19 protein-coding genes and 1 pseudogene are annotated in these 22503 nt (G+C 67.8%); 11 read left to right on the top strand and 9 right to left on the bottom strand.

The window, feature by feature from the left end; all coding sequences use genetic code 11:
- Positions 1 to 242: 242 nt before the first annotated feature.
- The 5 genes from ACT2FV_RS08080 to ACT2FV_RS08060 are packed head-to-tail and all read left to right on the top strand — an operon-like array spanning position 243 to position 8425.
- Positions 243 to 1553, top strand: coding sequence for a TolC family protein (locus tag ACT2FV_RS08080; protein ID WP_444503592.1), 1311 nt, complete (start codon positions 243 to 245; stop codon positions 1551 to 1553).
- Positions 1554 to 1579: 26 nt separating this feature from the next.
- A complete protein-coding gene (locus ACT2FV_RS08075; protein ID WP_151048413.1) occupies positions 1580 to 3049 on the top strand; it encodes an efflux RND transporter periplasmic adaptor subunit in 1470 nt (489 codons plus the stop codon).
- 56 nt (positions 3050 to 3105) lie between these two features.
- The gene (locus tag ACT2FV_RS08070; protein WP_444503591.1) at positions 3106 to 6318 is read left to right on the top strand and encodes an efflux RND transporter permease subunit; all 3213 of its coding nucleotides are present in this window, start codon (positions 3106 to 3108) and stop codon (positions 6316 to 6318) included.
- Complete coding sequence (irlR, locus tag ACT2FV_RS08065; protein WP_124620948.1) at positions 6318 to 7001, top strand: heavy metal response regulator transcription factor IrlR; 684 nt, start codon at positions 6318 to 6320, stop codon at positions 6999 to 7001. Before ACT2FV_RS08070 ends, irlR begins: the two co-directional genes overlap by 1 nt.
- Positions 6998 to 8425 (top strand): heavy metal sensor histidine kinase, encoded by a 1428-nt coding sequence (locus ACT2FV_RS08060; RefSeq protein ID WP_444503590.1) that lies wholly within the window; start codon positions 6998 to 7000, stop codon positions 8423 to 8425. Before irlR ends, ACT2FV_RS08060 begins: the two co-directional genes overlap by 4 nt.
- Positions 8426 to 8519: 94 nt before the next feature.
- Here the strand turns inward: ACT2FV_RS08060 and ACT2FV_RS08055 are convergent, their stop codons facing one another.
- Positions 8520 to 8804, bottom strand: a complete 285-nt coding sequence (locus ACT2FV_RS08055) for a DUF4148 domain-containing protein (protein ID WP_124620952.1) — start codon at positions 8802 to 8804, stop codon at positions 8520 to 8522.
- A 383-nt stretch (positions 8805 to 9187) separates the two neighbouring features.
- Here ACT2FV_RS08055 and ACT2FV_RS08050 point away from each other — a divergent pair, with 383 nt between their 5' ends.
- Positions 9188 to 9346: a hypothetical protein gene (locus ACT2FV_RS08050; protein ID WP_226114784.1), complete on the top strand. Its 159-nt coding sequence runs from the start codon at positions 9188 to 9190 to the stop codon at positions 9344 to 9346.
- A 204-nt stretch (positions 9347 to 9550) separates the two neighbouring features.
- Here the strand turns inward: ACT2FV_RS08050 and ACT2FV_RS08045 are convergent.
- A pseudogene (locus ACT2FV_RS08045) lies at positions 9551 to 9841 on the bottom strand (porin); the annotation flags it as partial.
- A 104-nt stretch (positions 9842 to 9945) separates the two neighbouring features.
- On the opposite strand from ACT2FV_RS08045, the gene ACT2FV_RS08040 reads away from it, so the two are divergent.
- Entirely contained in the window at positions 9946 to 10290 is a 345-nt protein-coding gene (locus ACT2FV_RS08040) for a DUF4148 domain-containing protein (RefSeq protein WP_444503911.1), read from the top strand.
- A 33-nt stretch (positions 10291 to 10323) separates the two neighbouring features.
- Positions 10324 to 10821 (top strand): hypothetical protein, encoded by a 498-nt coding sequence (locus ACT2FV_RS08035; RefSeq protein WP_444503589.1) that lies wholly within the window; start codon positions 10324 to 10326, stop codon positions 10819 to 10821.
- Positions 10822 to 10831: 10 nt separating this feature from the next.
- Here the strand turns inward: ACT2FV_RS08035 and ACT2FV_RS08030 are convergent, their stop codons facing one another.
- Together ACT2FV_RS08030 and ACT2FV_RS08025 are read right to left on the bottom strand one after the other, a co-directional pair.
- On the bottom strand, positions 10832 to 11557 hold the full coding sequence (locus tag ACT2FV_RS08030; RefSeq protein WP_444503588.1) for a ZIP family metal transporter: 726 nt from the start codon (positions 11555 to 11557) through the stop codon (positions 10832 to 10834).
- A 154-nt stretch (positions 11558 to 11711) separates the two neighbouring features.
- The gene (locus ACT2FV_RS08025; RefSeq protein WP_174908462.1) at positions 11712 to 13007 is read right to left on the bottom strand and encodes an O-acetylhomoserine aminocarboxypropyltransferase/cysteine synthase family protein; all 1296 of its coding nucleotides are present in this window, start codon (positions 13005 to 13007) and stop codon (positions 11712 to 11714) included.
- Between the two features lie 133 nt (positions 13008 to 13140).
- On the opposite strand from ACT2FV_RS08025, the gene ACT2FV_RS08020 reads away from it, so the two are divergent.
- A complete protein-coding gene (locus ACT2FV_RS08020; protein ID WP_151048419.1) occupies positions 13141 to 13809 on the top strand; it encodes an O-methyltransferase in 669 nt (222 codons plus the stop codon).
- A gap of 108 nt (positions 13810 to 13917) precedes the next feature.
- Here ACT2FV_RS08020 and ACT2FV_RS08015 read toward each other — a convergent pair whose 3' ends face one another.
- From ACT2FV_RS08015 to ACT2FV_RS08005, 3 genes are all read right to left on the bottom strand, one after another.
- On the bottom strand, positions 13918 to 14733 hold the full coding sequence (locus tag ACT2FV_RS08015; protein WP_444503587.1) for a nucleotidyltransferase domain-containing protein: 816 nt from the start codon (positions 14731 to 14733) through the stop codon (positions 13918 to 13920).
- 56 nt (positions 14734 to 14789) lie between these two features.
- Positions 14790 to 16013 carry an RtcB family protein gene (locus tag ACT2FV_RS08010; protein WP_444503586.1) on the bottom strand — a complete coding sequence of 408 codons (1224 nt, stop codon included), beginning with the start codon at positions 16011 to 16013 and terminating at the stop codon, positions 14790 to 14792.
- A gap of 62 nt (positions 16014 to 16075) precedes the next feature.
- Complete coding sequence (locus ACT2FV_RS08005; RefSeq protein WP_226114789.1) at positions 16076 to 17215, bottom strand: slipin family protein; 1140 nt, start codon at positions 17213 to 17215, stop codon at positions 16076 to 16078.
- 668 nt (positions 17216 to 17883) lie between these two features.
- Here ACT2FV_RS08005 and rtcR point away from each other — a divergent pair.
- Positions 17884 to 19500, top strand: a complete 1617-nt coding sequence (gene rtcR / locus ACT2FV_RS08000; RefSeq protein ID WP_444503585.1) for an RNA repair transcriptional activator RtcR — start codon at positions 17884 to 17886, stop codon at positions 19498 to 19500.
- A gap of 84 nt (positions 19501 to 19584) precedes the next feature.
- On the opposite strand, the gene ACT2FV_RS07995 is transcribed toward rtcR, so the two are convergent.
- The gene (locus ACT2FV_RS07995; RefSeq protein ID WP_059531846.1) at positions 19585 to 20211 is read right to left on the bottom strand and encodes a LysE family translocator; all 627 of its coding nucleotides are present in this window, start codon (positions 20209 to 20211) and stop codon (positions 19585 to 19587) included.
- 128 nt (positions 20212 to 20339) lie between these two features.
- Positions 20340 to 21248 carry a LysR substrate-binding domain-containing protein gene (locus ACT2FV_RS07990; RefSeq protein WP_444503584.1) on the bottom strand — a complete coding sequence of 303 codons (909 nt, stop codon included), beginning with the start codon at positions 21246 to 21248 and terminating at the stop codon, positions 20340 to 20342.
- A gap of 108 nt (positions 21249 to 21356) precedes the next feature.
- Here ACT2FV_RS07990 and ACT2FV_RS07985 point away from each other — a divergent pair, with 108 nt between their 5' ends.
- The gene (locus ACT2FV_RS07985) at positions 21357 to 22439 is read left to right on the top strand and encodes a tartrate dehydrogenase (RefSeq protein WP_444503583.1); all 1083 of its coding nucleotides are present in this window, start codon (positions 21357 to 21359) and stop codon (positions 22437 to 22439) included.
- Positions 22440 to 22503 lie beyond the last annotated feature (64 nt).

The following is a 22503-nucleotide window of genomic DNA, read 5'->3' as shown; positions in this document are numbered from 1 at the left end:
GCTGCGTGCCGGACATTGACGAGCCGGCAGTGTCGGCTGGCCGGGCCTCATTTTTCTTCCGCGCGGCAATCGCACCGCACATTCACTGAAATCCTCTGATCTACGAAGCGGATCCTGCTGCCGCAGGACGCCGCACGTCCGCACTCCGTCGCATTCAACATGACGGAATTGTCATCTTCGGCTCATGTTCGCACTGCACCCGATCCGTAGCATCGGTGCGAACCGTTATCGCAGAACCGAACATGCTCAAGCTCACCCTCGCCGTGGCCGTCGTCTTCGCGACGGCCGCGACGGCCCATGCGCAGTCGCTGCAGGTCACGGCACCGGTCCAGGCCTTGGCCCCGACGGCTTCCGGTGCCGCGTCGCCGTCCGACATATCTTCTTCCCCGTCGCTGACGCTGTCCGACGCGCTCGCGGCGGCAGCCAGCAACAACCCGGCACTGCGCGGCGCGCGTGCGGACGTCGATGCATCGGCCGGCGCGCTGATGCAGGCCGGTGCACGTCCCAATCCGGAAGTGTCGTTCCTGCAGGAAGGCTTCAGCCGCGCGGAACGCACGTCGACCGCGCTGATCAACCAGACCCTCGAGCTCGGGGGCAAGCGTCGCGCGCGGCTCGACGTCGCATCGTACGGCCGGGAGGCCGCGAACGCGTCGCTCGACGAGCAGGTTGCCGCTGTGCGCGCCGATGTGATCGCGGCGTTCTACGGATTGCTTGCCGCGCAGCGGCAACTTCAGGTTACCGAAGAGTCGGCCGCGATCGCCGCGCGCTTGGCGCACCTCGCGGGGCGCCGCGCGCAGGCCGGCAAGGTGTCGCCGGTCGAGGCGACCAAGGCGCAGGTGGCGGCGGCCGGCGTGCAGATCGAGGTGACGACCGCGCGCGGCCGTGTCGACGTCGCGCGCGAGAAGCTGAATGCGGCGATGGGTGAAGCGCGCGGCGACCGGCGCGTCGCGCTCGGCGATCTGGAAACGGTGCCTGCGGTCGAGCCGCTGTCGGCGCTGACCGCGCAGCTCGAAGACGCGCCGCTCGCCCGCGTCGCGCGTGCGGAGATGCTGCGCTCGAACGCGGCCGTGTCGCTCGAACGCGCGCGGCGTATTCCCGACGTGACGGTCAGCGCGGGCGTGAAGCGGGTGACGACCGGCGGCGTGCCCGACAACCAGGCGGTCGTCGGCGTGTCGATTCCGATTCCGCTGTTCGACACGAACCGTGGCGCGCTGCTCGAAGCGACGCACAAGGCCGAGCGCGCGAATGCCGATCTCGACCGCGAACGTACGCGGCTGCGGCTCGAACTTGCACAGGCGTATGCGAATTTCGACGCGGCGGCGCAGGAAGCGCGGCGGCTGAAGACCGACATCCTGCCCGGCGCGCGGCGCGCGCTCGACGCGATGTCGCGCGGCTACGAGCTCGGCAAGTTCAGCTTCCTCGACGTGCTCGACGCGCAGCGCACGCTGTTCCAGGGGCAATCGCAATACGTGCGCGCGCTCGCCGACGCGCATGCGGCCCGCGCCGACATCGGCCGGCTCGTCGGGACGCCGCTCGCGGCCGTCGCGCAATAGCCGCGCTTCTTACCTGAAGGATCATCATGTCACGCAGCAGAATCTTCATCATTGCGGCGGCCGTGCTCGGCGGCGTCGGGATCGTGCTCGGCGCGCTCGCCGTCACGCGAGGCAGTGTGTCCGCCCCCGCGGGCACCGAAGCCGCACAGGCGGCCGACGGCGTTGGCACCGGCTCGCACGGTGGCGTCGTGCTCACGCGCGGCAAACTGTCCGTCGAGATCGTGATGACGGAAAAGCCCGGCGACGCGCGGCTCGTCGTCTATCCGTTCGTCGACGGCAAGCCGGTCGATAAGGGCGTTGCGGTGTCCGGCACGCTGGTGCGGTACGACCGCTCACACGAACCCATGCGTTTCGACGCGGCAGGCCAGAAGTTCGTTTCGGCGCAGTCGATCGCGAAGCCGCACGTGTTCGACGCGACGATCGACATCAAGGCGGGCAACCAGGCCGCGTCGTTCCCGTTCGCCCGCGCGGACGGCGCGATCGCGCTGACCAACGCGCAATTGCGGACGTCGAAGATCGCGCTCGCGAAGGCCGGCCCCGCGCAGATCGCCACGCCGTTCCAGCTCCCGGGCGAGATCAAATTCAACGAGGATCGCACCGCGCACGTCGTGCCGCGCGTGGCCGGCATCGTCGAACAGGTGTCGGTGTCGCTCGGGCAGAACATCGCGAAGGGGCAGGTGCTGGCCGTGATCGCGAGCACCGATCTCGCGGACCGTCGCAGCGAACTACTGACCGCCGAACGCCGGTTGTCGGGTGCGCGCGCGACCTATGAACGCGAACGCACGCTGTGGCAGGAGCGCATCTCGGCGGAACAGGACTATCAGCAGGCGCAGGTTCAGTTGCGCGAGGCCGAGATCGCCGTGCAGAACGCGCGGCAGAAACTGGCCGCACTGAACGCGCCGGCGGGCGCGGGCGCGCTGAATCGCTACGAGTTGCGCGCGCCGTTTGCGGGCACGATCGTCGAGAAGCATGCGACGCCCGGCGAAGCGATCGCGGCCGACGCGAGCATGTTCGTGATCTCCGACCTGTCGACGGTGTGGGCCGAGATGGCCGTGCCCGCGCAGCGGCTGAACGACGTGCGTGTCGGCCGCGACGCGACCGTCAGCGCGACCGCATTCGAATCGCGCTCGAGCGGCCCGATCGCTTACGTGGGCTCGCTGCTCGGCGAACAGACGCGCACCGCGCCCGCGCGCGTCGTGCTGCCGAACCCGGACGGCGTGTGGCGGCCGGGGATGTTCGTGAACGTGTCGGTCGACGCGGGCAAGCAGGCCGTTGCGCTCGCGATCACGAGCGACGCGCTGCAAGACGTCGACGGCGTGCCGTCGGTATTCGTGCGCTCGCCGAAGGGCTTCGTCGCACAGGCCGTCGAGACGGGGCGGCGCGACGAACGCGCGACCGAAGTGCTGAAGGGGCTCAAGCCGGGCCAGGAATATGTGGCCTCGAACAGCTTCGTGCTGAAGGCCGAGCTCGGCAAGGGGAGTGCGGAACATGAATGAACGTCACGCACCGACGGCCCACGCAGTGGCCGGTCCCCGCCTCAAGGAATCCTGCCATGTTTGAACGCCTGATCCGCTTTGCGATTGCGCACCGCTGGCTCGTGATGCTGGCGATCGCGGCCGTGGCCGCGCTGGGCGTGTTCAGCTACCAGAAGCTGCCGATCGATGCGGTGCCCGACATCACCAACGTGCAGGTGCAGATCAACACGGCCGCGCCCGGCTACTCGCCGCTCGAGGCCGAGCAGCGCATCACCTACCCGGTCGAGACGGTGATGGCCGGGCTGCCGGGCCTCGAACAGACGCGCTCGATTTCGCGCTACGGGCTGTCGCAGGTCACGGTGATCTTCAAGGACGGCACCGACATCTATTTCGCGCGGCAGCTCGTCAACGAGCGCATCCAGGAAGCGAAGGACAAGCTGCCGGCCGGCATCGCACCCGCGATGGGACCGACGTCGACCGGCCTCGGCGAGATCTACCTGTGGACGGTCGAGGCCGACGCCAACGCACGCAAGCCCGACGGCACGCGCTATACGGCGGCCGACCTGCGCGAGCTGCAGGACTGGGTCATCCGGCCGCAGCTGCGCAACGTGCGCGGCGTGACCGAGGTGAACTCGATCGGCGGCTACGTGAAGGAATACCGCGTCGCGCCCAATCCGGCGAAGCTGATGTCGTACGGGCTGACGCTCGCCGACGTCGTGCGCGCGCTGGAGCGCAACAACGACAACGTCGGCGCCGGCTACATCGAAAAGCGCGGCGAACAGTATCTCGTGCGCGTGCCGGGCCAGGCGCGCACCGTCGACGACATCGCGAACATCGTGCTGACCAACGTCGGCGGCGTGCCGGTGCGGATGAAGGAGGTCGGGCAGGTCGACATCGGCCGCGAGCTGCGTACTGGCGCCGCGACGTCGAACGGCGAGGAGGTCGTGCTCGGCACGGTGTTCATGCTGATGGGCGAGAACAGCCGCTCCGTTGCGAAGGCCGTCGCCGCGAAGATGGAGGACGTGAACCGCACGCTGCCGGCCGGCGTGAAGGCGATTCCCGTGTACGACCGCACGGTGCTCGTCGAGAAAGCCGTCGCGACGGTGAAGAAGAACCTGCTCGAAGGCGCGGTGCTGGTGATTGCCGTGCTGTTCCTGTTCCTCGGCAACATCCGCGCGGCGCTGATCACCGCGCTCGTGATTCCGCTGTCGATGCTGATGACTTTCACCGGCATGGTCAACGCGAAGGTGAGCGCGAACCTGATGAGTCTCGGTGCGCTCGATTTCGGGATCATCGTCGACGGCGCGGTGGTGATCGTCGAGAACTGCGTGCGGCGGCTCGCGCATGCTCAGTCGGCGGCCGGGCGGCCGCTCACGCGCGACGAGCGCTTTGCGGAAGTGTTCGGCGCGTCGCAGGAAGCGCGGCGCGCGTTGATATTCGGGCAACTGATCATCATGGTGGTGTACCTGCCGATCTTTGCGCTAACCGGCGTCGAAGGCAAGATGTTCCATCCGATGGCCGTGACCGTCGTGATGGCGCTCGCGGCCGCGATGGTGCTGACCGTCACGTTCATTCCGGCGGCCGTCGCGTTGTTCATCGGCGAGCGGGTCGAGGAGAAGGAGAACCGGCTGATGGGCTGGGCGCGGCGCGCGTACGAGCCGGTGCTCGCCGCGTTCATGACGCGCCCCGCGCGCGTGATGCTCGGCGCCGGTGCGATCGTGCTGGCAACGCTCGGGCTCGCGACGCGGCTCGGCAGCGAGTTCATCCCGAGCCTGAACGAGGGCGATCTCGCGGTCGCCGCGCTGCGGATTCCCGGCACGAGCCTGTCGCAGTCGGTCGAGATGCAGAAGGCGATCGAGAAGACGTTGAAGGCGCGCTTCCCGGAAATCGAGCGCGTGTTCGCGCGCACCGGCACGGCCGAGATCGCGGCAGATCCGATGCCGCCGAACCTGTCTGACGGCTACATCATGCTGAAACCGGCCGACCGGTGGCCCGACCCGAAGAAGCCGCGCGATCAGCTCGTGCGCGAGATCGAGGCGGCGCTCGCGGAACTGCCGGGCAACGCGTACGAGTTCTCGCAGCCGATCCAGCTGCGCTTCAACGAGCTGATCTCGGGCGTGCGCAGCGACGTCGCGGTGAAGATCTTCGGCGACGACATGGCGGTGCTGAACCAGACCGGCGAGCAGATCGCGGCCGCGCTGCAGAAGGTGCCGGGCGCTTCCGAAGTGAAAGTCGAGCAGACCACCGGCCTGCCCGTGCTGACCGTCAACCTGGACCGCGACAAGCTCGCGCGCTACGGCGTGACGGTCGCCGACCTGCAGGATACGGTGGCCGCGGCCGTCGGCGGGCAGAAGGCGGGGACGCTGTTCCAGGGCGACCGGCGCTTCGACATCGTCGTGCGGCTGCCGGACGAGCTGCGCTCCGACATCGAGGCGATCAAGCGGCTGCCGATCGCGCTGCCCGCGCCGGCCGCGGGCGCCAGCGCGCCGCTCGCGCAGGCGCCGTACGTGCCGCTTGCCGAACTCGCGACGATCGAGGTCGCGCCGGGCCCGAACCAGATCAGCCGCGAGGACGGCAAGCGGCGCGTCGTCGTCAGCGCGAACGTGCGTGGCCGCGACGTCGGCTCGTTCGTCGCCGACGCGCGCGAGCAGCTGCAGCAGGACGTGCGCGTGCCGGCCGGCTACTGGGTGTCGTGGGGCGGCCAGTTCGAGCAGTTGCAGAGTGCGAGCGAGCGGCTGAAGCTCGTCGTGCCGCTCGCGCTGTTCATGGTGTTCGTGCTGCTGTTCGTGATGTTCAACAACGTGAAGGACGGGCTGCTGGTGTTCACCGGCATTCCGTTCGCGCTGAGCGGCGGCGTGGTGTCGCTGTGGCTGCGCGGGATTCCGCTGTCGATCACGGCGGCGGTCGGCTTCATCGCGCTGTCGGGCGTCGCGGTGCTCAACGGGCTCGTGATGATCTCGTTCATCCGCAACCTGCGCGACGAAGGGATGCCGCTCGACGCGGCCGTGCGCGAAGGCGCGCTCACGCGGCTGCGGCCCGTGCTGATGACCGCGCTCGTCGCGTCGCTCGGCTTCCTGCCGATGGCGTTCGCGAGCGGCACCGGCGCCGAGGTGCAGCGCCCGCTCGCGACGGTCGTGATCGGCGGTATCCTGTCGTCCACGGCGCTGACGCTGCTGGTGCTGCCGGTGCTGTACCGCGTGAGCCACGCGGTGTCGTGGCGCGCGATCTTGCGCGGCGGGTTCGGCGCGGGCGTGCTGCGGCGGCTGGGTTTCTTCAAGGGTAATGCGTGATGCGAATTCTGATTGTCGAGGATGAACCGAAAACGGGCGCCTATCTGCGCAAGGGCCTGACCGAAGCCGGCTATGTCGTCGACTGGGTGGAGGACGGCATCACGGGCCAGCACCAGGCCGAGACCGAGGAGTACGACCTGCTCGTGCTCGACGTAATGCTGCCGGGGCAGGACGGCTGGACGCTGCTGCAGAACCTGCGCCGCAGCAAGTCGACGCCCGTGTTGTTCCTCACCGCGCGTGACGACGTCGGCGATCGCGTGAAGGGGCTCGAACTCGGTGCCGATGATTACCTGGCCAAGCCTTTCGACTTCGTCGAACTCACCGCGCGCATCAAGTCGATCTTGCGGCGCGGCCAGCCGCGCGATTCGAACACGCTGCGCGTGGCCGATCTCGAACTCGACCTGACGCGCCGCAAGGCCATGCGGCAGCGCGACACGATCCTGCTGACCGCGAAGGAATTCGCGCTGCTGTGGCTGCTGATGCGTCGCGAAGGCGAGATCCTGCCGCGCGCGACGATCGCGTCGCAGGTGTGGGACATGAACTTCAACAGCGATACGAACGTCGTCGATTCCGCGATCCGGCGACTGCGCTCGAAGATCGACGACGCCTATGAACCGAAGCTGATCCACACCGTGCGCGGGATGGGCTACGTGCTCGAAGTGCGCAACGGCGCGGCGAAATGATCGCGCGCCTGCTGCCGCGCACGCTGCGCGGACGCCTGACCGCGCTGATCATCCTGTCGACGTCGGTGATCCTCGCATCGAGCGGCGTCGCGCTGTACGAGGCGTTGAGCAATCGCATCGAGACGACGGCGGCCGAGCAGATGGCCGGTATTTCGGCCGCGCTGGGCACGCACCTGGCGGAGGCGCGTTCGACGGCCGACGTCGCGCGCAACCCCGATATGTGGGTCGACCAGTTGCATGGGCATCCGAACATGGACCTGGCGATCTACGATGCGGCCGGCACGCGCATCGTCGGCACGCCGGGATTCCGGACCTACGCGCCACTGCTGTCGACGGATGCGGGCCGCCTCCCGGTATTCGTCGCGCCGCCCGGCGTGCGGCACCAGTATCTGGTGATGACCGTGCCGCTCGCCGGCGCGGGCGCGCCCGTCGTGCGCGTCGCGGTGCAGTACGACCGCAGCGCCGACATGCTGCTGCTGCGCACGCATGCCTATACGATCGTCGTGATCGAGGTGTTCGGCGTCGTGCTGGCGGCCGCGATCGCATACGGCATCGCCGCGCTCGGGCTGAGCCCGCTCCGGCGCTTCGCGGCGCGGGCCGAGCAGATGTCGACGAGCCGCCTGGCCCATCCGCTGCCGGAACTCGATACGTCAGGCGAGCTGAAGGAGCTGGAGCATGCGTTCAACGGGATGCTTGCTCGCCTGGACGAATCGTTTACGCGGTTGAGCCAGTTCTCGTCGAATCTCGCGCACGACATGCGCACGCCGCTCACGAACCTGCAGGCGGCCGCGCAGGTCGTGCTGTCGCAGCCGCGTAGCGCGGACGAATACCGGAGCGTGATCGAGTCGAGCATTGACGAGTATCAGCGGCTGTCGAGGATGATCGAAGACATGCTGTTCCTCGCGCGCTCGGAGCAGGCCGGCACGTCGATCGACGTGCGGCGGCTCGATGCGGCCGAGGAAGCCTCGCGTGTCGCCGGCTATTACGAGCCGCTTGCGGAGGATGCGGGCGTGTCGGTGAAGGTCGACGGTTACGCATGGGTCGATGCGGATCTCACGCTGTACCAGCGCGCGTTGAGCAACCTGCTGTCCAATGCGCTGGCGTACGCGCCGCGCGGCAGCGTCGTGACGATCGATTGTTCGGAACAGGCCGGCGCGACGACGATCGCCGTATCGGATACGGGGCCGGGCATCGATGCGCAGCATGTCGCGCGGATTTTCGAGCGCTTCTATCGCGTCGATCCGTCGCGGCACAACTCGGCGTCGGGGACGGGCCTCGGCCTCGCGATCGTCCGGTCGATCATGAACAATCATGGCGGCGAATGCGGCGTCGACAGCGATCCCGGCCGGCGCACGACATTCTGGCTGCGCTTTCCGCAGCGGCCGCCGGTCGCGCCGAACACGGTGCCGGCGGCCCATGCTTGAGATCGCACGCCGGCACGGCCGCGCGTTCGCTGCGATACGGCGGTGCGCGGCACGCTGCCCGCGATCGCGCGGCAGCGCCCGCGCCTGACCGCCATCAGCGGGTCGCGAGGCTGTCGTGATTGTCGGCCTGCGGCGCCTTCTCGCCGGCATGTACCGAAAGCCCGTGAAGCTCCTTGTTGCGCGCGACGATCTCGCTGGCCGGCGGGTACTGCGTCTTGCTCGTCGGCACCACGCCATCGTGCTGCGCCTGCTTCAGTTCGTTGATGACTTCCGCGCGGGTCTTGCCCTGCGTTTGAGTTTGGGCGAACGCGGCTTGCGAGGCGATGCCGAGCGACAGCGTCGCGGTGACGAACAGGGCAGCGAGTTTGACCGTTTTCATGGAGTTCTCCTTGGTGGGGCCGCCGGGTGGCGATCCATGGACCCAGTATGCGAAAACAGCCGAGCGTGACGGTGATCGGCAGATGAAAAATCCGTCACATTGCGTGGCGGCGTGTGCAACGTGCGGGCCGCGCCGACATGACGCAATCGTCATGTTCGGGTCATGCGTGCGATGAGCGGAAAGCGGAGCATGGCGCTTGCCGACCGCCGACGGTGTCGACGGCATGCGCACCGTTCGCCGCGCCGGCATGGAAGGCGGGCGGTCTCGTTTCAACTTTCGTTCCGGACCCAACCGTGGATCGCCTCGCCATTCGCCTGTCGTTGTTTGCCCTGCTGATTGCCCCGTTGGTCGCCGGTTGCGCTTCATCCCGTCCCGATATCGGAATGGCCGGATCGTCCGCACCGAAGGCCGCGCGCAATTCAGTGCCCACCGGCCTGATGCCTGGCGAGCAGATCGACTATGCGGGGCATCGCTGCGGCAATCCGAACTTCTACGTGAAGACCCATCCGTGCCTGTTCCCGAAACGCAACGTCACGCGTTGATCCGTCACGCGTACGAAAAAAGGCCCGGCACACGCTGTGTCCGGGCCGAACGCGTAATCGTGCCGTGTGACAGCGATCCGCTTGCGTGGATTGCAACGGGCATCGCCCGTCGCGCATTCGATCGTAGCGACAGGGTCCATCGCAAACCTGATCGGAAGATGAAATTTTCGTCACGCGCGAGCCCGCGCGTTGCCGCTGCCCCGATCAGAAGCGATGGCGCAGCCCGCGATTGACGATCCATTGCGTGCACGTGCCGTCGTAGCCGTAGGAGCCGGTCGACGCCTGCGCCGTCTGCGTGCCGTCGTCGAACGTGCGTTGCTCGACGTTCGCGCGTTGCCACGCGCCGACCGCATAGAGAGTGGCGCGTGTCGACAGCACGTAGTCCGCGCCAGCCGACACCTGGTGATTGGTAGCGCTCGTATCGCCACGGGCTTTCGTGTAGCGGTAGCCGACGCCGATGAGCAGGCTCGCGCTCGCCTGATAGTTGAAGAATCCGCTGTCGTCCGCGCTTCATTATGTGTGCCGAGGCATCCCGTTGATTTGCTTCGCACTGCGATCAATAGAGAAGCGCGCGATGACGAAATCGTCATCCCGTGTTCATGATCGCGCACCGACGCCGGATCAATCTTGGAACTCACGTTACCCATTCCGGACAAGGAGCCAATTTCATGAACATGCGACGACCCCTGATTTCGATCGCCATTGCCACGCTGTCGATCGCCGCTTTCTCGCAGTCGGCCACCGCGCAGTCCAGGACCCGGCAGGAAGTGCGCCAGGAAATGCTGCGCGCCCGCCACGACGGCGTGATCCCGAGTCCGAAGCACGACTATCCGCCGAGCCCGGCCACCATCGACCGCAATCAGGAAATCCATCGCTCGACGGTGCATCGCGGCGAATCGGCGCCGGTCGTCGATGCGCATGACGACAGCTTCGCGGTGCGTTGATATTTTTGCGAGGAGGAGTGGACGATGCGCAACATGATGAAAGCGATCCTACTGGCCGCGTGCCTGACGACGACGGGCGCGATGGCGGCCGGCTGGCCGGAACGCGCGCTGTCGCATGCGCCGGAGCACGACGTTGGCCGCCGCGCCAGCGAACGGATGCGCTGCGAGTTCGCGGCCGTGCCGGCGGGCGAGTGGAGCGCGACGTTCACGCGCGGGCAATGCGAAGTCGGGAACGGGCAGCTGACGTTGCTGCCCGCCGCTGCGGGCGCTGCGCCGGCTCCGCTCACCGAGCAGCGGATCGCGCTCCGGGAGGTCCGTACCGTGTCGCATCAGTCGCGCAAACTGAAGGAGCAACTGCAACTGACCGCGCGCGACGAAGTGATCGCGCTGAACGTGCTGACCGACGACGGCAGCCGCAAGTCGCGCGAACATGCGATCGACCTGTGGGCCGCATTGCGCAACGAGGGCGTGACGCCCGTCAACGGCACGCGCATCGTCGATACGTATCCGACGGCCGCGACGACCTGGTGACGCTCGCGCTTCAGCCGGCCTTCACCGAACCTTCGATCAGGAAGAACACGATGAAGCCGATGAAGAATGCGGCGGTTGCAAATGGCGTCTCCGGCACTTCGTGTGCTTCGACCAGCAGTTCCTCGGTGACGAGGTAGAGCAGCGCGACCGTGCCGAGCCCGAGCAACGCCGCGTAGAGATTCGCCGGCAACCCCGCGAACACCGCATTGCCGGCGACGGCAGCGATACTCAGCAGCGCCGCCAGCGCAACGGGCACGACGATCGCGAGCAAGCGGCCGACGCCTGCCGACGCCAGCGCCGCACTGACCGACAGCGCGAGGAACAGCACTTCGAGCGTCAGCGCGATGGTCAGGATGATGCCGCTTTCGTCGCTCGCGGAGAACGCGATGCCTAGCACGAGGCCGTCGACGACGAGATCGATCGCGGTGATGAGGATCAGGCTGACCGGTAGCCGCGCGTCCTCGAAGCGCGTTTCGACCGCGCCGGACAGCGCGCGGATCGCGAGCATCAGCGCGAGGCCGAACACGAAGCCGACGACGACCGGAAACAGCGCGTGCGCGCGATCCTGCGGCAGCAACTCGAGCGCCGCCGCCGCGAACACGATGCCGCCGGTGAAATGCTGGATGACGCTCGACGTTTTCGGGCCCGGTGCGCGCCATGCGGCGGCGAGGGCGCCGAAGCAGGCCGCCAGCAGCGGCGGGAGCGTGAGCAGCGCGAGCTTCGCGGTCGGTGTCATGGGGCCTCGGCAGTGGAGCGCGCCGCAGCGGTCGCTGCAGCGCACGACGGTTTCGTGCCGGGCGTCGCCCCGGCATCAACCGGGGATTGAACACCTTGAAGCCGCTTCAAGGTCAAGACATCTGAAGCGGGCGTGTCGGCACGCCCGCGTCGGGTCACAGCTGCGCGAGCGCCTGGTCGAGATCGGCGAGCAGGTCGTCGATGTGCTCGATGCCGATCGACAGCCGCACCGTTTCCTCCTTCACGCCGGCCTTCGCGAGTTCGGCCGGCGACAGCTGGCGGTGCGTAGTCGAGGCCGGATGCGTCGCGAGCGATTTCGTGTCGCCGATGTTGACGAGCCGCGTAAACAGCTGCAGCGCGTCCTGGAACTTCGCGCCGCCGTCGCGGCCGCCCTTCACGCCGAACGTCAGGATGCCGGGCGCACGGCCCGACAGGTAGCGCGCGACGAGCGGATGATCCGGGTGATCGGGCAGCCCCGCGTAGTTCACCCACTCGACGTGTTCGTGGCGCGCGAGATGCTGCGCGATCTTCAGCGCGTTGTCGCTGATGCGCTCGACGCGCAGCGCGAGCGTCTCGATGCCCTGCAGGATCTGGAACGCGTTGAACGGCGAGATCGCTGCGCCCATGTTGCGCAGCGGCACGACCCGCGCGCGCCCGATATAGGCGGCCGGCCCGAACGCTTCCGTGTACACGACGCCGTGATAGCTGACGTCGGGCTCGTTGAGCCGCTTGAAGCGGTCCGCGTGCTGCGCCCACGGGAACTTGCCCGAATCGACGATCGCGCCGCCGAGGCTCGTGCCGTGGCCGCCGAGATACTTCGTCAACGAGTGCACGACGATGTCCGCACCGTGTTCGAACGGGCGCAGCAGGTATGGCGACGGCACCGTGTTGTCGACGATCAGCGGGATCCCGTGGCGATGCGCGACTTCCGCGAGCGCGGCGATATCGGTTACGTTGCCGAGCGGGTTGCCGACCGATTCCGCGAAGATCGCCTTCGTGCGCGCGTCGATCAGCGGCTCGAACGACGCCGGGTCGCGCGGATCGGCGAAGCGCGTCGTGATGCCGTATTGCGGCAGCGTATGCGCGAACAGGTTGTAGGTGCCGCCGTACAGCGAACTGGCGGACACGATGTTGTCGCCAGCTTCGGCGATCGTCTGGATCGCGTACGTGACGGCAGCCTGGCCCGACGCCAGCGCGAGCGCGCCGATGCCGCCCTCGAGCGCGGCGATCCGCTGCTCGAGCACGTCCGTCGTCGGGTTCATGATTCGCGTGTAGATGTTGCCCTGGACCTTCAGGTCGAACAGGTCCGCGCCGTGCTGCGTGTCGTCGAATGCGTACGCAACGGTCTGGTAGATCGGCACCGCGACCGCGCGCGTGGTCGGGTCGGGGCGATAGCCGCCGTGCACGGCGATGGTTTCGAGGCGCCAGTTCGAAGAGGCCTGATCGGTCATGGGTGCTCCGTCTGTTGTTGTCGTGGTCGAGCGATTATAGGAGCAGGTGCGCGGCTGCCCTTAGAACGAATGGTTGGTTGCTTATGGGGCCGTCGCGCATAGAATGCATTTTTCCGCGGACGAAGGGTGCGCGATGGATCAGGATCAGTGGAACAGGGTGGATGCGTATTTCTCCGCGACGCTCGTGCCGTCCGACGACGTGCTCGACGCCGCGCTTGCGGCCAGCGACGCGGCCGGGCTGCCCGCGATCAACGTCGCGCCGAACCAGGGCAAGCTGCTGCAACTGCTCGCGACGATTCGGGGCGCGCGGCGCATCCTCGAAGTCGGCACGCTCGGCGGCTACAGCACGATCTGGCTCGCGCGAGCGTTGCCGCCGGGCGGCACGCTCGTGACGCTCGAACTGAACCCCGAGCACGCGAAGGTCGCGACGCGGAACATCGCGCGCGCCGGGTTCGCGGACGTGGTGTCGGTGATCGTCGGCAGCGCGAAAGACAGCCTCGCGCGGCTCGTCGATGCGGGCGAGGCGCCGTTCGATTTCATCTTCATCGATGCGGACAAGGACAACAACGCCGTGTATCTCGACGCGGCGTTGAAGCTGTCGCGGCCGGGCACGGTGATCGTCGTCGACAATGTGGTGCGCGGCGGGCGCGTGGCCGATCCGGACAATCGCGAGCCCGATGCGGTCGGCGTGAGGGAAGGGTTCGCGCGTCTCGTGGCCGAGCCGAAGCTCACGACGACGGCCGTGCAGACGGTCGGGCAGAAGGGCTGGGACGGGTTCTCGATTTCGATCGTCGGCGAGTGAGGTGACGGCGGCGCGCGTGTGCGGCGCGCACACTGCTCACCGGCCACGGCCGGGCGCGTCCCGATGCGGAAACGGCGCGATGCCCTCAGGCATCGCGCCGTTCGTTTTTCACCGACCGTCGACCACGTCGCGCAGGAACCTGTCGAGCATCGCGACGTCGCCCCACGGTCGCTTGTATTCGCGATCGTGTTCGGCATCCGCGAGCATCGTCTCGACGAGCGCGTGGATCGCGGGTCGGCATGGCCCGTATTCGCTTTCGTTCGCGCTCATCTTCAACGCGAGCAACGCATCGAGTTCCGCGCGCACCGCCGGTTCGTGCACGGTGCCTTCGACGAGCGCCGCGAAGCGCATCGGCGGCATGCCGAGCCCCATGTCGATCCAGCGCACCGCGAGCAGCGGCCGAAGCACGTACAGGTACTTCTTGTAACGCACCGTGTCGCCTTGCAGGTAGCCGCGAAAGTTCTTCTTCGCCATCGCGAGGTAGTGATGGCGCCCGCGCACCGGCGAGAAGAACGCCGACGCCAGCGACCTGAGCCGCGGCGCCCAGCGCGCGTCTTCGCGATACACGACAGGCGAGTCGAGCCATTCGAGCAGCGTCGGGTTCGACCGGCGCAACAGTTGCAGCGCCTTGCGCAACTCCCAGCCGCTGACGTCGAGCTCGTCGTCGAGTGGCCGCTCGATCACGTCGCGTTGCGGTTCGACACTCAGGTACCAGTCGCGCCGGTGCACGTACACGAAGCGCACGTCGTAATCGCTGTCCGGCGATGCGAAGCCCCAGCCGCGGCTACCCGATTCGCATGCGAACAGCACGCTCACGTCGTGGCGGCGCTCGACTTCCGCGAGTTCCGCCATCACGCGCGCACGCACGGCCGGGTCGACCGGATGTGCGCTGCGCACGGTTGTCATTGCCTTTTCCGTTTTCATTCTTGTCGTTTCCCTTTCATTGCGCGCGGCCGCCCGGCCTTCGGCCGCGCGCCGCGCTATCCTTTCACGCACACCACCTGGCGCAGCGTGTGCACCACTTCGACGAGGCTGCGCTGTGCCGCCATCACCGCATCGATGTCCTTGTAGGCCATCGGAATCTCGTCGACGACACCCGCGTCCTTCCGGCATTCGACGCCGCGCGTCGCTCTCACCTGGTCGTCGACCGTGAAGCGGCGCTTCGCCTCGGTCCGGCTCATCGAGCGTCCGGCGCCGTGGCTGCACGAACAGAAGCTCTCCGGATTGCCGAGCCCGCGCACGATGAAGCTCTTTGCGCCCATCGAGCCCGGAATGATCCCGAGCTGCCCCTTCTGCGCGGACACCGCGCCCTTGCGGGTCACGAGCACGTCCTCGCCGAAGTGGCGTTCGCGCTGCACGTAGTTGTGGTGGCAGTTCACCGCGTGCGCGTCGACCGCGAACGGTTTCGCGATCACGCCGCGCGCCGCACCGATCACCGCTTCCATCATCGCCTGCCGGTTGCGGCGCGCGTAGTCCTGCGCCCAGCCGACCGCTTCGACGTAATCGTCGAAGTGGCGGCTGCCCTCGGTGAAATACGCGAGGTTGCGATCCGGCAGGTTCCCGATGTGCTGCCGCATGTCGGCCTGCGCGAGCTCGATGAACAGGCTGCCGATCGCGTTGCCGACGCCGCGCGAGCCGCTGTGCAGCATGAACCACACGCGATCGGCTTCGTCGATGCAAACCTCGATGAAGTGATTGCCCGTGCCGAGCGTGCCCAGATGCGCATAGTGGTTCGTCTTCTCCAGCTTCGGATACTTGTCGACGATCCGCTGAAAGCCCGGCAGCAGCGACTTCCACGACTCGGTCACGGCGGCCGGCGTGCGATCGCCCCATGCACCCGGATCGCGGCGCCCCGGCACGCGGCCGTGCGGCACCGCGCGTTCGATCGCGCTGCGCAGCCCGCCGAGCGAGTCCGGCAGGTCGGACGCCGTGAGCGTCGTGCGCGCGGCCATCATCCCGCAGCCGATGTCGACGCCGACCGCGGCCGGAATGATCGCGCCCTTCGTCGGGATCACGCTGCCGATCGTCGAGCCCTTGCCGAGGTGGACGTCCGGCATCACCGCGACGTGCCTGAAGATGAACGGCATCTGCGCGGTGTTGCGCAATTGCGCGCGCGCGTCGTCCTCGACCGCGACGCCTTGCGTCCACATCTTCACCGGCTTTCCGTTCGCCAGTTCCATCACCTGATAATCCATGTCAGTCATTTGCTTCACCTGATTCATTCGTGCGGCGCGGCACCCATGCGCCGCGCCGTTTGCTTCGAGCATCACGCGCCCTTGATGCTGACGAGTCCGTTCAGCACCTGGTCGAGGCCGCCGAACACCGAGATGCGGTCGATCCGTTCCGCGACGCGCTCGAGCGTTTCCAGCTCCTTGAGCCGCAGCGCGGTCGGGTTTTCTTCCATCACCTTCGCGGTGTTCAGCAGCGAACGCGTCGCCGCCGTTTCCTCACGGCGTCGGATCACGTTCGCCTGCGCGGCCTTTTCGGCCTCGACCACCTGCGCGAGGATCGTCTTCATGTCGCCCGGCAGCACGATATCCTTCACGCCGACGCTGCGCACGTCCACGCCCGATTGCTCGAGCCGCGGGCGCACCTGGGCAATCACGATGTCGTCGATCGCCTGCTTGTCCTCCAGCAGCTCGTCGAGCGAGCGCGTGCCGACCGCCGCGCGCAGCGCGAACTGCAGTTCGCGATACAGATGTTCGACCGGCTTCTGCAACTGGCCGAACGCATGCAGCACGTCCGCATAGCGCCACGTTGCCGACAGGTTCAGCCGCAGCGCGACCTTGTCGCGCGTCAGGATTTCCTGGCCGGCGACTTCGAGCGCCTGCAGGCGCAGGTCGACGAGCTCGACCGCGACATCGCGGTTGAAGCGCCAGAACGCTGCGACACCCGCATCCAGCAGCCGCTCGATCTTGCCGTCGATCTTCAGCACACCGACGTGATACGCCGGCACCTGCGCCAGCAGCACGCCCGTCAGGCCCGCCACGCCGCGAGCACGCAGCGCCGGTTGCGCGATGCGCTTCGCGAGCGCGGCCGGCAGCATGCTGTCCTGCGCGAGGTCGACGCGCTCCAGCCGATGGGCGATGAGGCCGCGCCAGTACAGCCGGCGCGTGCCGGGCGGCAGGATCTCGACGAGCACGTCGTCTTCGTAACGTAGCCCCGCTTCGTCGTCGGCCAGATCCATCGCGACGAAGTGTTGCGCGAGCACGTCCTGTGCGTCGTGACGCAGGTAGTCGGCCAATGCCGCGTCGGCGAGCGGCGCGTCGAGACGCGTGGTCTGCACCGACAGACGCTTGAACGGATCGAAGGCCTTGAACACGCCCGGTTCCAGCACCTTCACGAAATCGCCCTCATTCATCAGCAGCGCGCGTTCGTTCTTTTTCACCACATGACGCTTCCACATATTCTTGTCCTTTTCTTCAATGGCCGCCGGGCGACACGCATCGCACGGATCGGGGTGCGACGCGATCGGGCGGGCGGCGCGTGGGTCCGGCGCGGCTGCACGCGGCGACGCATCCTGCATCGCGTCGTCGAGCGCATTCGCGCGGGCCGTCCGGCCGCCCGGCCGATCGCGCGGAACCGCAACCGGTCCGACGCGCGGCGGGCCTGTCGGCCCGCACCGGCGGGTACTGCTTCTATCGACAGACCGTCCTTGCGGACGGGGTTCGGACGGGATTCGAACCCGCCACACACCGGCTCGCGCCGGCTGCTCCACCTGAATGAGCTTCCGAACAGTGGGCGCTCCGGGATTCGAACCCGGACAAGGCTGCCTCGCGCGCCCCTTTGCCTTCATCTGTCCATGGCGGCATGCGCTGCCGCGACGAACCAGGTTCGGCGGCGGCGCACCAGCAGGGCTTTGTGAACCCTGGCTCGCGGGCCAGCGGGACATCCGGCGTCTTCTATTTAGCGAGGAGCGTGCCAGCGGGCGGGGCAGGCCGCGGGGAAGGCGATCAAGCCTTTGAAGAGAAAGGACAATTCATGATTTCCGATGATTGCGGAGGGAAGGCCGCCGTATCGCGTCGTCGCTGAGTTCCGATACAATCGGATCGTTCTTTATCCCATGAGATAAACATGCGCAAGACCGTCGCCATCGGCTTTCTCGGCACCGTGCTCGACCAGGGCGGCCGTGCGCCGCGCCGCTACCGCAAGTGGCGGCCGACGGTGTCGCTCTGCATGCAGCCGGACTTCGCGATCGACCGGCTCGAGTTGCTGCATCCGCCTGACTACGCGCGCCTCGCCAATCAGGTGCGCGACGATCTTGCGAACCTGTCGCCGCATACCGAGGTGCGGCTCACGCCGGTCACGATCCACGACCCGTGGGATTTCGAGGAGGTCTACGCGACGCTGCACGACTTTGCGCGCGCCTATCCGTTCGACCTCGACCGCGAGGACTACCTGGTCCATATCACGACTGGCACGCACGTCGCGCAGATCTGCTGGTTCCTGCTGGCGGAGGCGCGCTACCTGCCCGCGCGCCTCGTGCAGACGGGGCCGCCGAAGCAGACCGACGAGGGGCCGAGCGGGCCGGGCACGGTGTCGGTGATCGATCTCGACCTGTCGCGCTACAACCGCATCGCACAGCGCTTCACGCGCGAGCGCGACGAGACGGTGTCGTTCCTGAAGGCGGGCATCGCGACGCGCAACGCGCGCTTCAACGCGCTGATCGAGCAACTGGAGCGCGTGGCCGTGCGCTCACGCGCGCCGATGCTGCTCGTCGGTCCGACGGGCGCCGGCAAGTCGTTTCTCGCGAAACGCGTGTACGAACTGAAGCGCGGCCGCCATCGGCTCGCGGGGCCGTTCATCGAGATCAACTGCGCGACGCTGCGCGGCGACGCGGCGATGTCGACGCTGTTCGGTCACGTGAAGGGCGCGTTCACCGGCGCGCAGTCCGCACGTGCGGGCTTGCTGCGCGCGGCGGACGGCGGCCTGCTGTTTCTCGACGAAATCGGCGAACTCGGGCTCGACGAGCAGGCGATGCTGCTGAAGGCGATCGAGGAGAAGCGCTTCCTGCCGGTCGGCGCGGACGTCGAGGTGGCCAGCGATTTCGAGCTGATCGCCGGCACGCACCGCGATTTGCGGCAGATGGTGGCGGCCGGCACGTTCCGCGAGGATCTGTATGCGCGGATCAATCTGTGGACGTACGACTTGCCGGGGTTGGCGCAACGGCGCGAGGACATCGAGCCGAACCTCGAATTCGAGCTCGATCGCTTCGGCCGCGAGCAGGGCGAGCAGGTGCGGTTCAACGTGGAAGCGAAGCGGCGCTATCTCGCGTTCGCGGCATCGCCGCGCGCGGCATGGGCCGGCAACTTCCGCGAGTTGTCCGCATCGGTCACGCGGATGGCGACGCTCGCCGATGCGGGGCGGATTACCGAGACGATTGCCGAGCAGGAGGTCGAGCGACTGACGCGCACGTGGTCGCAGCCGGGCGGCGCAAGTGCGTCGGACGGATGCGTCGACGCGGTATTCGGCGCGCGTGCGGCGGAACTCGACCTGTTCGACCGCGCGCAGCTCGAACGCGTGCTCGACGTGTGCCGTGCATCGGCGAGCTTGTCGGAGGCCGGCCGCGCGCTGTTCGCGGTGTCGCGGCAGAACAAGAAGCAGCCGAACGACGCGGACCGGTTGCGCAAGTATCTGGCGCGGTTCGGGCTCGATTGGGACGGCGTGCGGGACGCGCTGGGCGCGAGGTAGTCAGGCGGGCGCCGCATTCAACCGCTCACGCGCGGCAGGCCGTCGAGATCGCGCGCGAGCCAGCCGGCCGCGCCGGCGCGCACGTCAGCGCTGCTGAACCGCGACGCGCAGCCCGAGCGCGATGAAGATCGAGCCGATGATCTTCCCCTGCCAGCGCGTGAGCCACGCAAGCCGCTTCACGAGGCGGCCGAGCGGGCGGATCGAGCACGCGATCAGCGTCGTGTAGAGCGAGCTGAGCACGACGAAGATCAGCCCGAGCACCGCGAACTGCACGAACGTCGAGCCGCGTTCCGGATGCACGAACTGCGGCATGAACGCGAGGAAGAACAGCGCGGTCTTCGGGTTCAGGACTTCGGCGGGAATCGCCTGCAGGTACGCCTTCAGCGGCGTGACGGGCGACACCTTCGGCAGCGACGGATCGGACGGCCTGTCGAGCAGCGCGCGCACGCCGAGGTAGATCAGGTACGCGGCGCCGACCAGCTTCACGACGTTGAACGCGAGCGCCGACGTCATCAGCAGCGCCGACAGCCCGACCGCCGCGAACAGCGTATGCACGAAGTCGCCGCTCGCGACGCCGAGCCCGGTCAGGATGCCGGTCTTGCGGCCGCCCTGCACGGTGCGGCTCAGCACGAGCAGCACGGCGGGGCCGGGAATCAGGAACAGACCCAGTACGACGGCGGTGAAGGTGGTCAGCGTGGTCAGGTCGAACATGGCGGCTCCGGCAAGGTTGGCGCAGCGGCGAGCGATGATGCGGCGGCGCAAATTTCCCGATCATTCAGTGGTCGATTTGCCAGAATATCAGCGTTTCCGGCACCCATGCCCACTCCGCCCGCCGCCCGTCACCCGCCAAGCGCCTCCGCCAGAAAGTCCACAAAGGCCCGTATCCGCGCGGACATCTGATGCCGCTGCGCATACACCGCATAGATATCCGCGCTCGGGGTCTCGTAGTCCGGCAGGACGACGACGAGACGCCCGTCGGCCAGATAGTCGCGAATATCCCACTCGGCGCGCATCAGGATCCCGTGTCCGTCGAGCGCCCACTTCACCGCGATCTCGCCGTCGTTCGTCGTCAGGTTGCCGTTGATCCGCACGGCTTCCGTGTTGCGCGCCGCGCCGCGTCCGCTCGTCAGCCGCCAGACCCCGTAGCCTTCGTCGCCCTGCCGGATGCCGATGCAGTTGTGCCGCGTCAGCTCGTGCGGCGTGCCCGGTGTCCCGTGTCGCGCGATGTACGCGGGCGCCGCGCACAGCAGCCGCCGGTTCGGCGCGAGCCGCCGCGCGACGACGCGCGTATCGGGCGGCTCGCCGAACCGGATGCACACGTCGAACGCGTCGTCGGTGAGCGGCGGCGGCATCACCGACAACTGCAGCTGCACCGACACCTCCGGATAGCGCGCGACGAAGCGCGAGATCGCCGGGCCGACGTGGCTGCGTCCGAAGCCGAGCGTCGCGTTCACGCGCAGCAGCCCCTTCGGCCGCTGCTTCGCGCTGCCGAGCAGTTCGCCCAGCTCGTCCATCTGATCGAGGATCCGGCGCGCGTAGTCGAGATACACGTCGCCCTCGGGGGTCAGCATCATGCGCCGCGTCGTGCGGTTGACGAGCGTCACGCCCGCGCGCCGTTCCATTTGCGTGAGCCGCTTGCTGACGGCGGCCGCCGTCAATCCGAGTTCGCGCGCGGCCGCGCTCAGGCTGCCGGACGCGGCCAGCGTCGAGAAGAAGGCGAGATCGGCCGGCTGGACGGTATCCGTCATGACGGGATTCGTGAATTGAAGTTAAAGATGCTTTGAGTCTAGCACCGGTTCCCGCACTTCCAGTTGGGTAAAGTGCGTTCACGCTCACGATCAATCGAGGATGTTGGCATGAAGACCTACCGTATCGCGACCATTCCCGGCGACGGCATCGGCAAGGAAGTGGTGCCGGCCGGCAAACAGGTGCTGGAAGCGCTGGCTAGCGGCAGCGACCGCTTTGCGTTCGAGTTCGAGGATTTCGACTGGGGCGCCGATTACTATCGCCGGCACGGCGCGATGATGCCGGCCGACGGCCTCGATGCGCTGCGCGGCAAGGACGCGATCCTGTTCGGCTCGGCGGGCGACCCCGACGTGCCCGATCACGTGACGCTGTGGGGCCTGCGCCTGAAGATCTGCCAGGGCTTCGACCAGTACGCGAACGTGCGCCCGACGCGCATCCTGCCCGGCATCGATGCGCCGTTGAAGCGCTGCGGGCCGGACGACCTGAACTGGGTGATCGTGCGCGAGAACTCGGAGGGCGAATACGCGGGCGTCGGCGGCCGCGTGCATCAGGGGCATCCGATCGAGGCCGCGACCGACGTGTCGATCCTCACGCGTGCCGGCGTCGAACGCATCATGCGCTTCGCATTCCGGCTTGCGCAGTCGCGTCCGCGCAAGCTGCTGACCGTCATCACGAAGAGCAACGCGCAGCGTCATGCGATGGTGATGTGGGACGAGATCGCGAAGCAGGTCGCGCAGGAATTCCCCGACGTCACGTGGGACAAGGAACTCGTCGATGCCGCGACCGCGCGCATGGTGAACCGCCCGGCGTCGCTCGACACGATCGTCGCGACCAACCTGCACGCCGACATCCTCAGCGATCTCGCCGCCGCGCTGGCCGGGAGCCTCGGCATCGCGCCGACCGGCAACATCGATCCCGAGCGCCGCTATCCGTCGATGTTCGAGCCGATCCACGGCTCCGCGTTCGACATCATGGGCAAGGGCCTCGCGAATCCGGTCGGCACGTTCTGGTCGGTCGTGATGCTGCTCGAGCATCTCGGCGAAACGGAAGCCGCGGCGCGCGTGATGCAGGCGATCGAGGCGGTGACGGCCGATCCGTCGCTGCATACGCGCGATCTCGGCGGCAGCGCGACGACCGCGCAGGTGACGGCGGCCGTCTGCGAGCGCGTCGCGCACGCGGCGGTCGCAGCCTGACGGCAGCACGGACTGCGCCGGCAGCGCGCGTGCGCAGCCGGCCGCCTTCCGTTCACCGCTCACC

This window comes from Burkholderia sp. PR2 (genome assembly GCF_052372875.1).
Lineage (GTDB): Bacteria > Pseudomonadota > Gammaproteobacteria > Burkholderiales > Burkholderiaceae > Burkholderia > Burkholderia diffusa.
The sequence above is the reverse complement of the archived record's forward strand: the minus strand, read 5'-3'. Positions and strand labels throughout refer to the sequence as shown.

Coding starts and splice junctions, on each gene's coding strand:
- irlR (WP_124620948.1), top strand. CDS start 6,318: ATGCGAATTCTGATTGTCGAGGATGAACCGAAAACGGGCGCCTATCTG.
- ACT2FV_RS07990 (WP_444503584.1), bottom strand. CDS start 21,248: ATGACGGATACCGTCCAGCCGGCCGATCTCGCCTTCTTCTCGACGCTG.
- ACT2FV_RS08020 (WP_151048419.1), top strand. CDS start 13,141: ATGGATCAGGATCAGTGGAACAGGGTGGATGCGTATTTCTCCGCGACG.
- rtcR (WP_444503585.1), top strand. CDS start 17,884: ATGCGCAAGACCGTCGCCATCGGCTTTCTCGGCACCGTGCTCGACCAG.
- ACT2FV_RS07985 (WP_444503583.1), top strand. CDS start 21,357: ATGAAGACCTACCGTATCGCGACCATTCCCGGCGACGGCATCGGCAAG.
- ACT2FV_RS08055 (WP_124620952.1), bottom strand. CDS start 8,804: ATGAAAACGGTCAAACTCGCTGCCCTGTTCGTCACCGCGACGCTGTCG.
- ACT2FV_RS08005 (WP_226114789.1), bottom strand. CDS start 17,215: ATGTGGAAGCGTCATGTGGTGAAAAAGAACGAACGCGCGCTGCTGATG.
- ACT2FV_RS08075 (WP_151048413.1), top strand. CDS start 1,580: ATGTCACGCAGCAGAATCTTCATCATTGCGGCGGCCGTGCTCGGCGGC.
- ACT2FV_RS08010 (WP_444503586.1), bottom strand. CDS start 16,013: ATGACTGACATGGATTATCAGGTGATGGAACTGGCGAACGGAAAGCCG.
- ACT2FV_RS08080 (WP_444503592.1), top strand. CDS start 243: ATGCTCAAGCTCACCCTCGCCGTGGCCGTCGTCTTCGCGACGGCCGCG.
- ACT2FV_RS08035 (WP_444503589.1), top strand. CDS start 10,324: ATGATGAAAGCGATCCTACTGGCCGCGTGCCTGACGACGACGGGCGCG.
- ACT2FV_RS08060 (WP_444503590.1), top strand. CDS start 6,998: ATGATCGCGCGCCTGCTGCCGCGCACGCTGCGCGGACGCCTGACCGCG.
- ACT2FV_RS08040 (WP_444503911.1), top strand. CDS start 9,946: ATGATCGCGCACCGACGCCGGATCAATCTTGGAACTCACGTTACCCAT.
- ACT2FV_RS07995 (WP_059531846.1), bottom strand. CDS start 20,211: ATGTTCGACCTGACCACGCTGACCACCTTCACCGCCGTCGTACTGGGT.
- ACT2FV_RS08025 (WP_174908462.1), bottom strand. CDS start 13,007: ATGACCGATCAGGCCTCTTCGAACTGGCGCCTCGAAACCATCGCCGTG.
- ACT2FV_RS08030 (WP_444503588.1), bottom strand. CDS start 11,557: ATGACACCGACCGCGAAGCTCGCGCTGCTCACGCTCCCGCCGCTGCTG.
- ACT2FV_RS08050 (WP_226114784.1), top strand. CDS start 9,188: ATGGCCGGATCGTCCGCACCGAAGGCCGCGCGCAATTCAGTGCCCACC.
- ACT2FV_RS08015 (WP_444503587.1), bottom strand. CDS start 14,733: ATGAAAACGGAAAAGGCAATGACAACCGTGCGCAGCGCACATCCGGTC.
- ACT2FV_RS08070 (WP_444503591.1), top strand. CDS start 3,106: ATGTTTGAACGCCTGATCCGCTTTGCGATTGCGCACCGCTGGCTCGTG.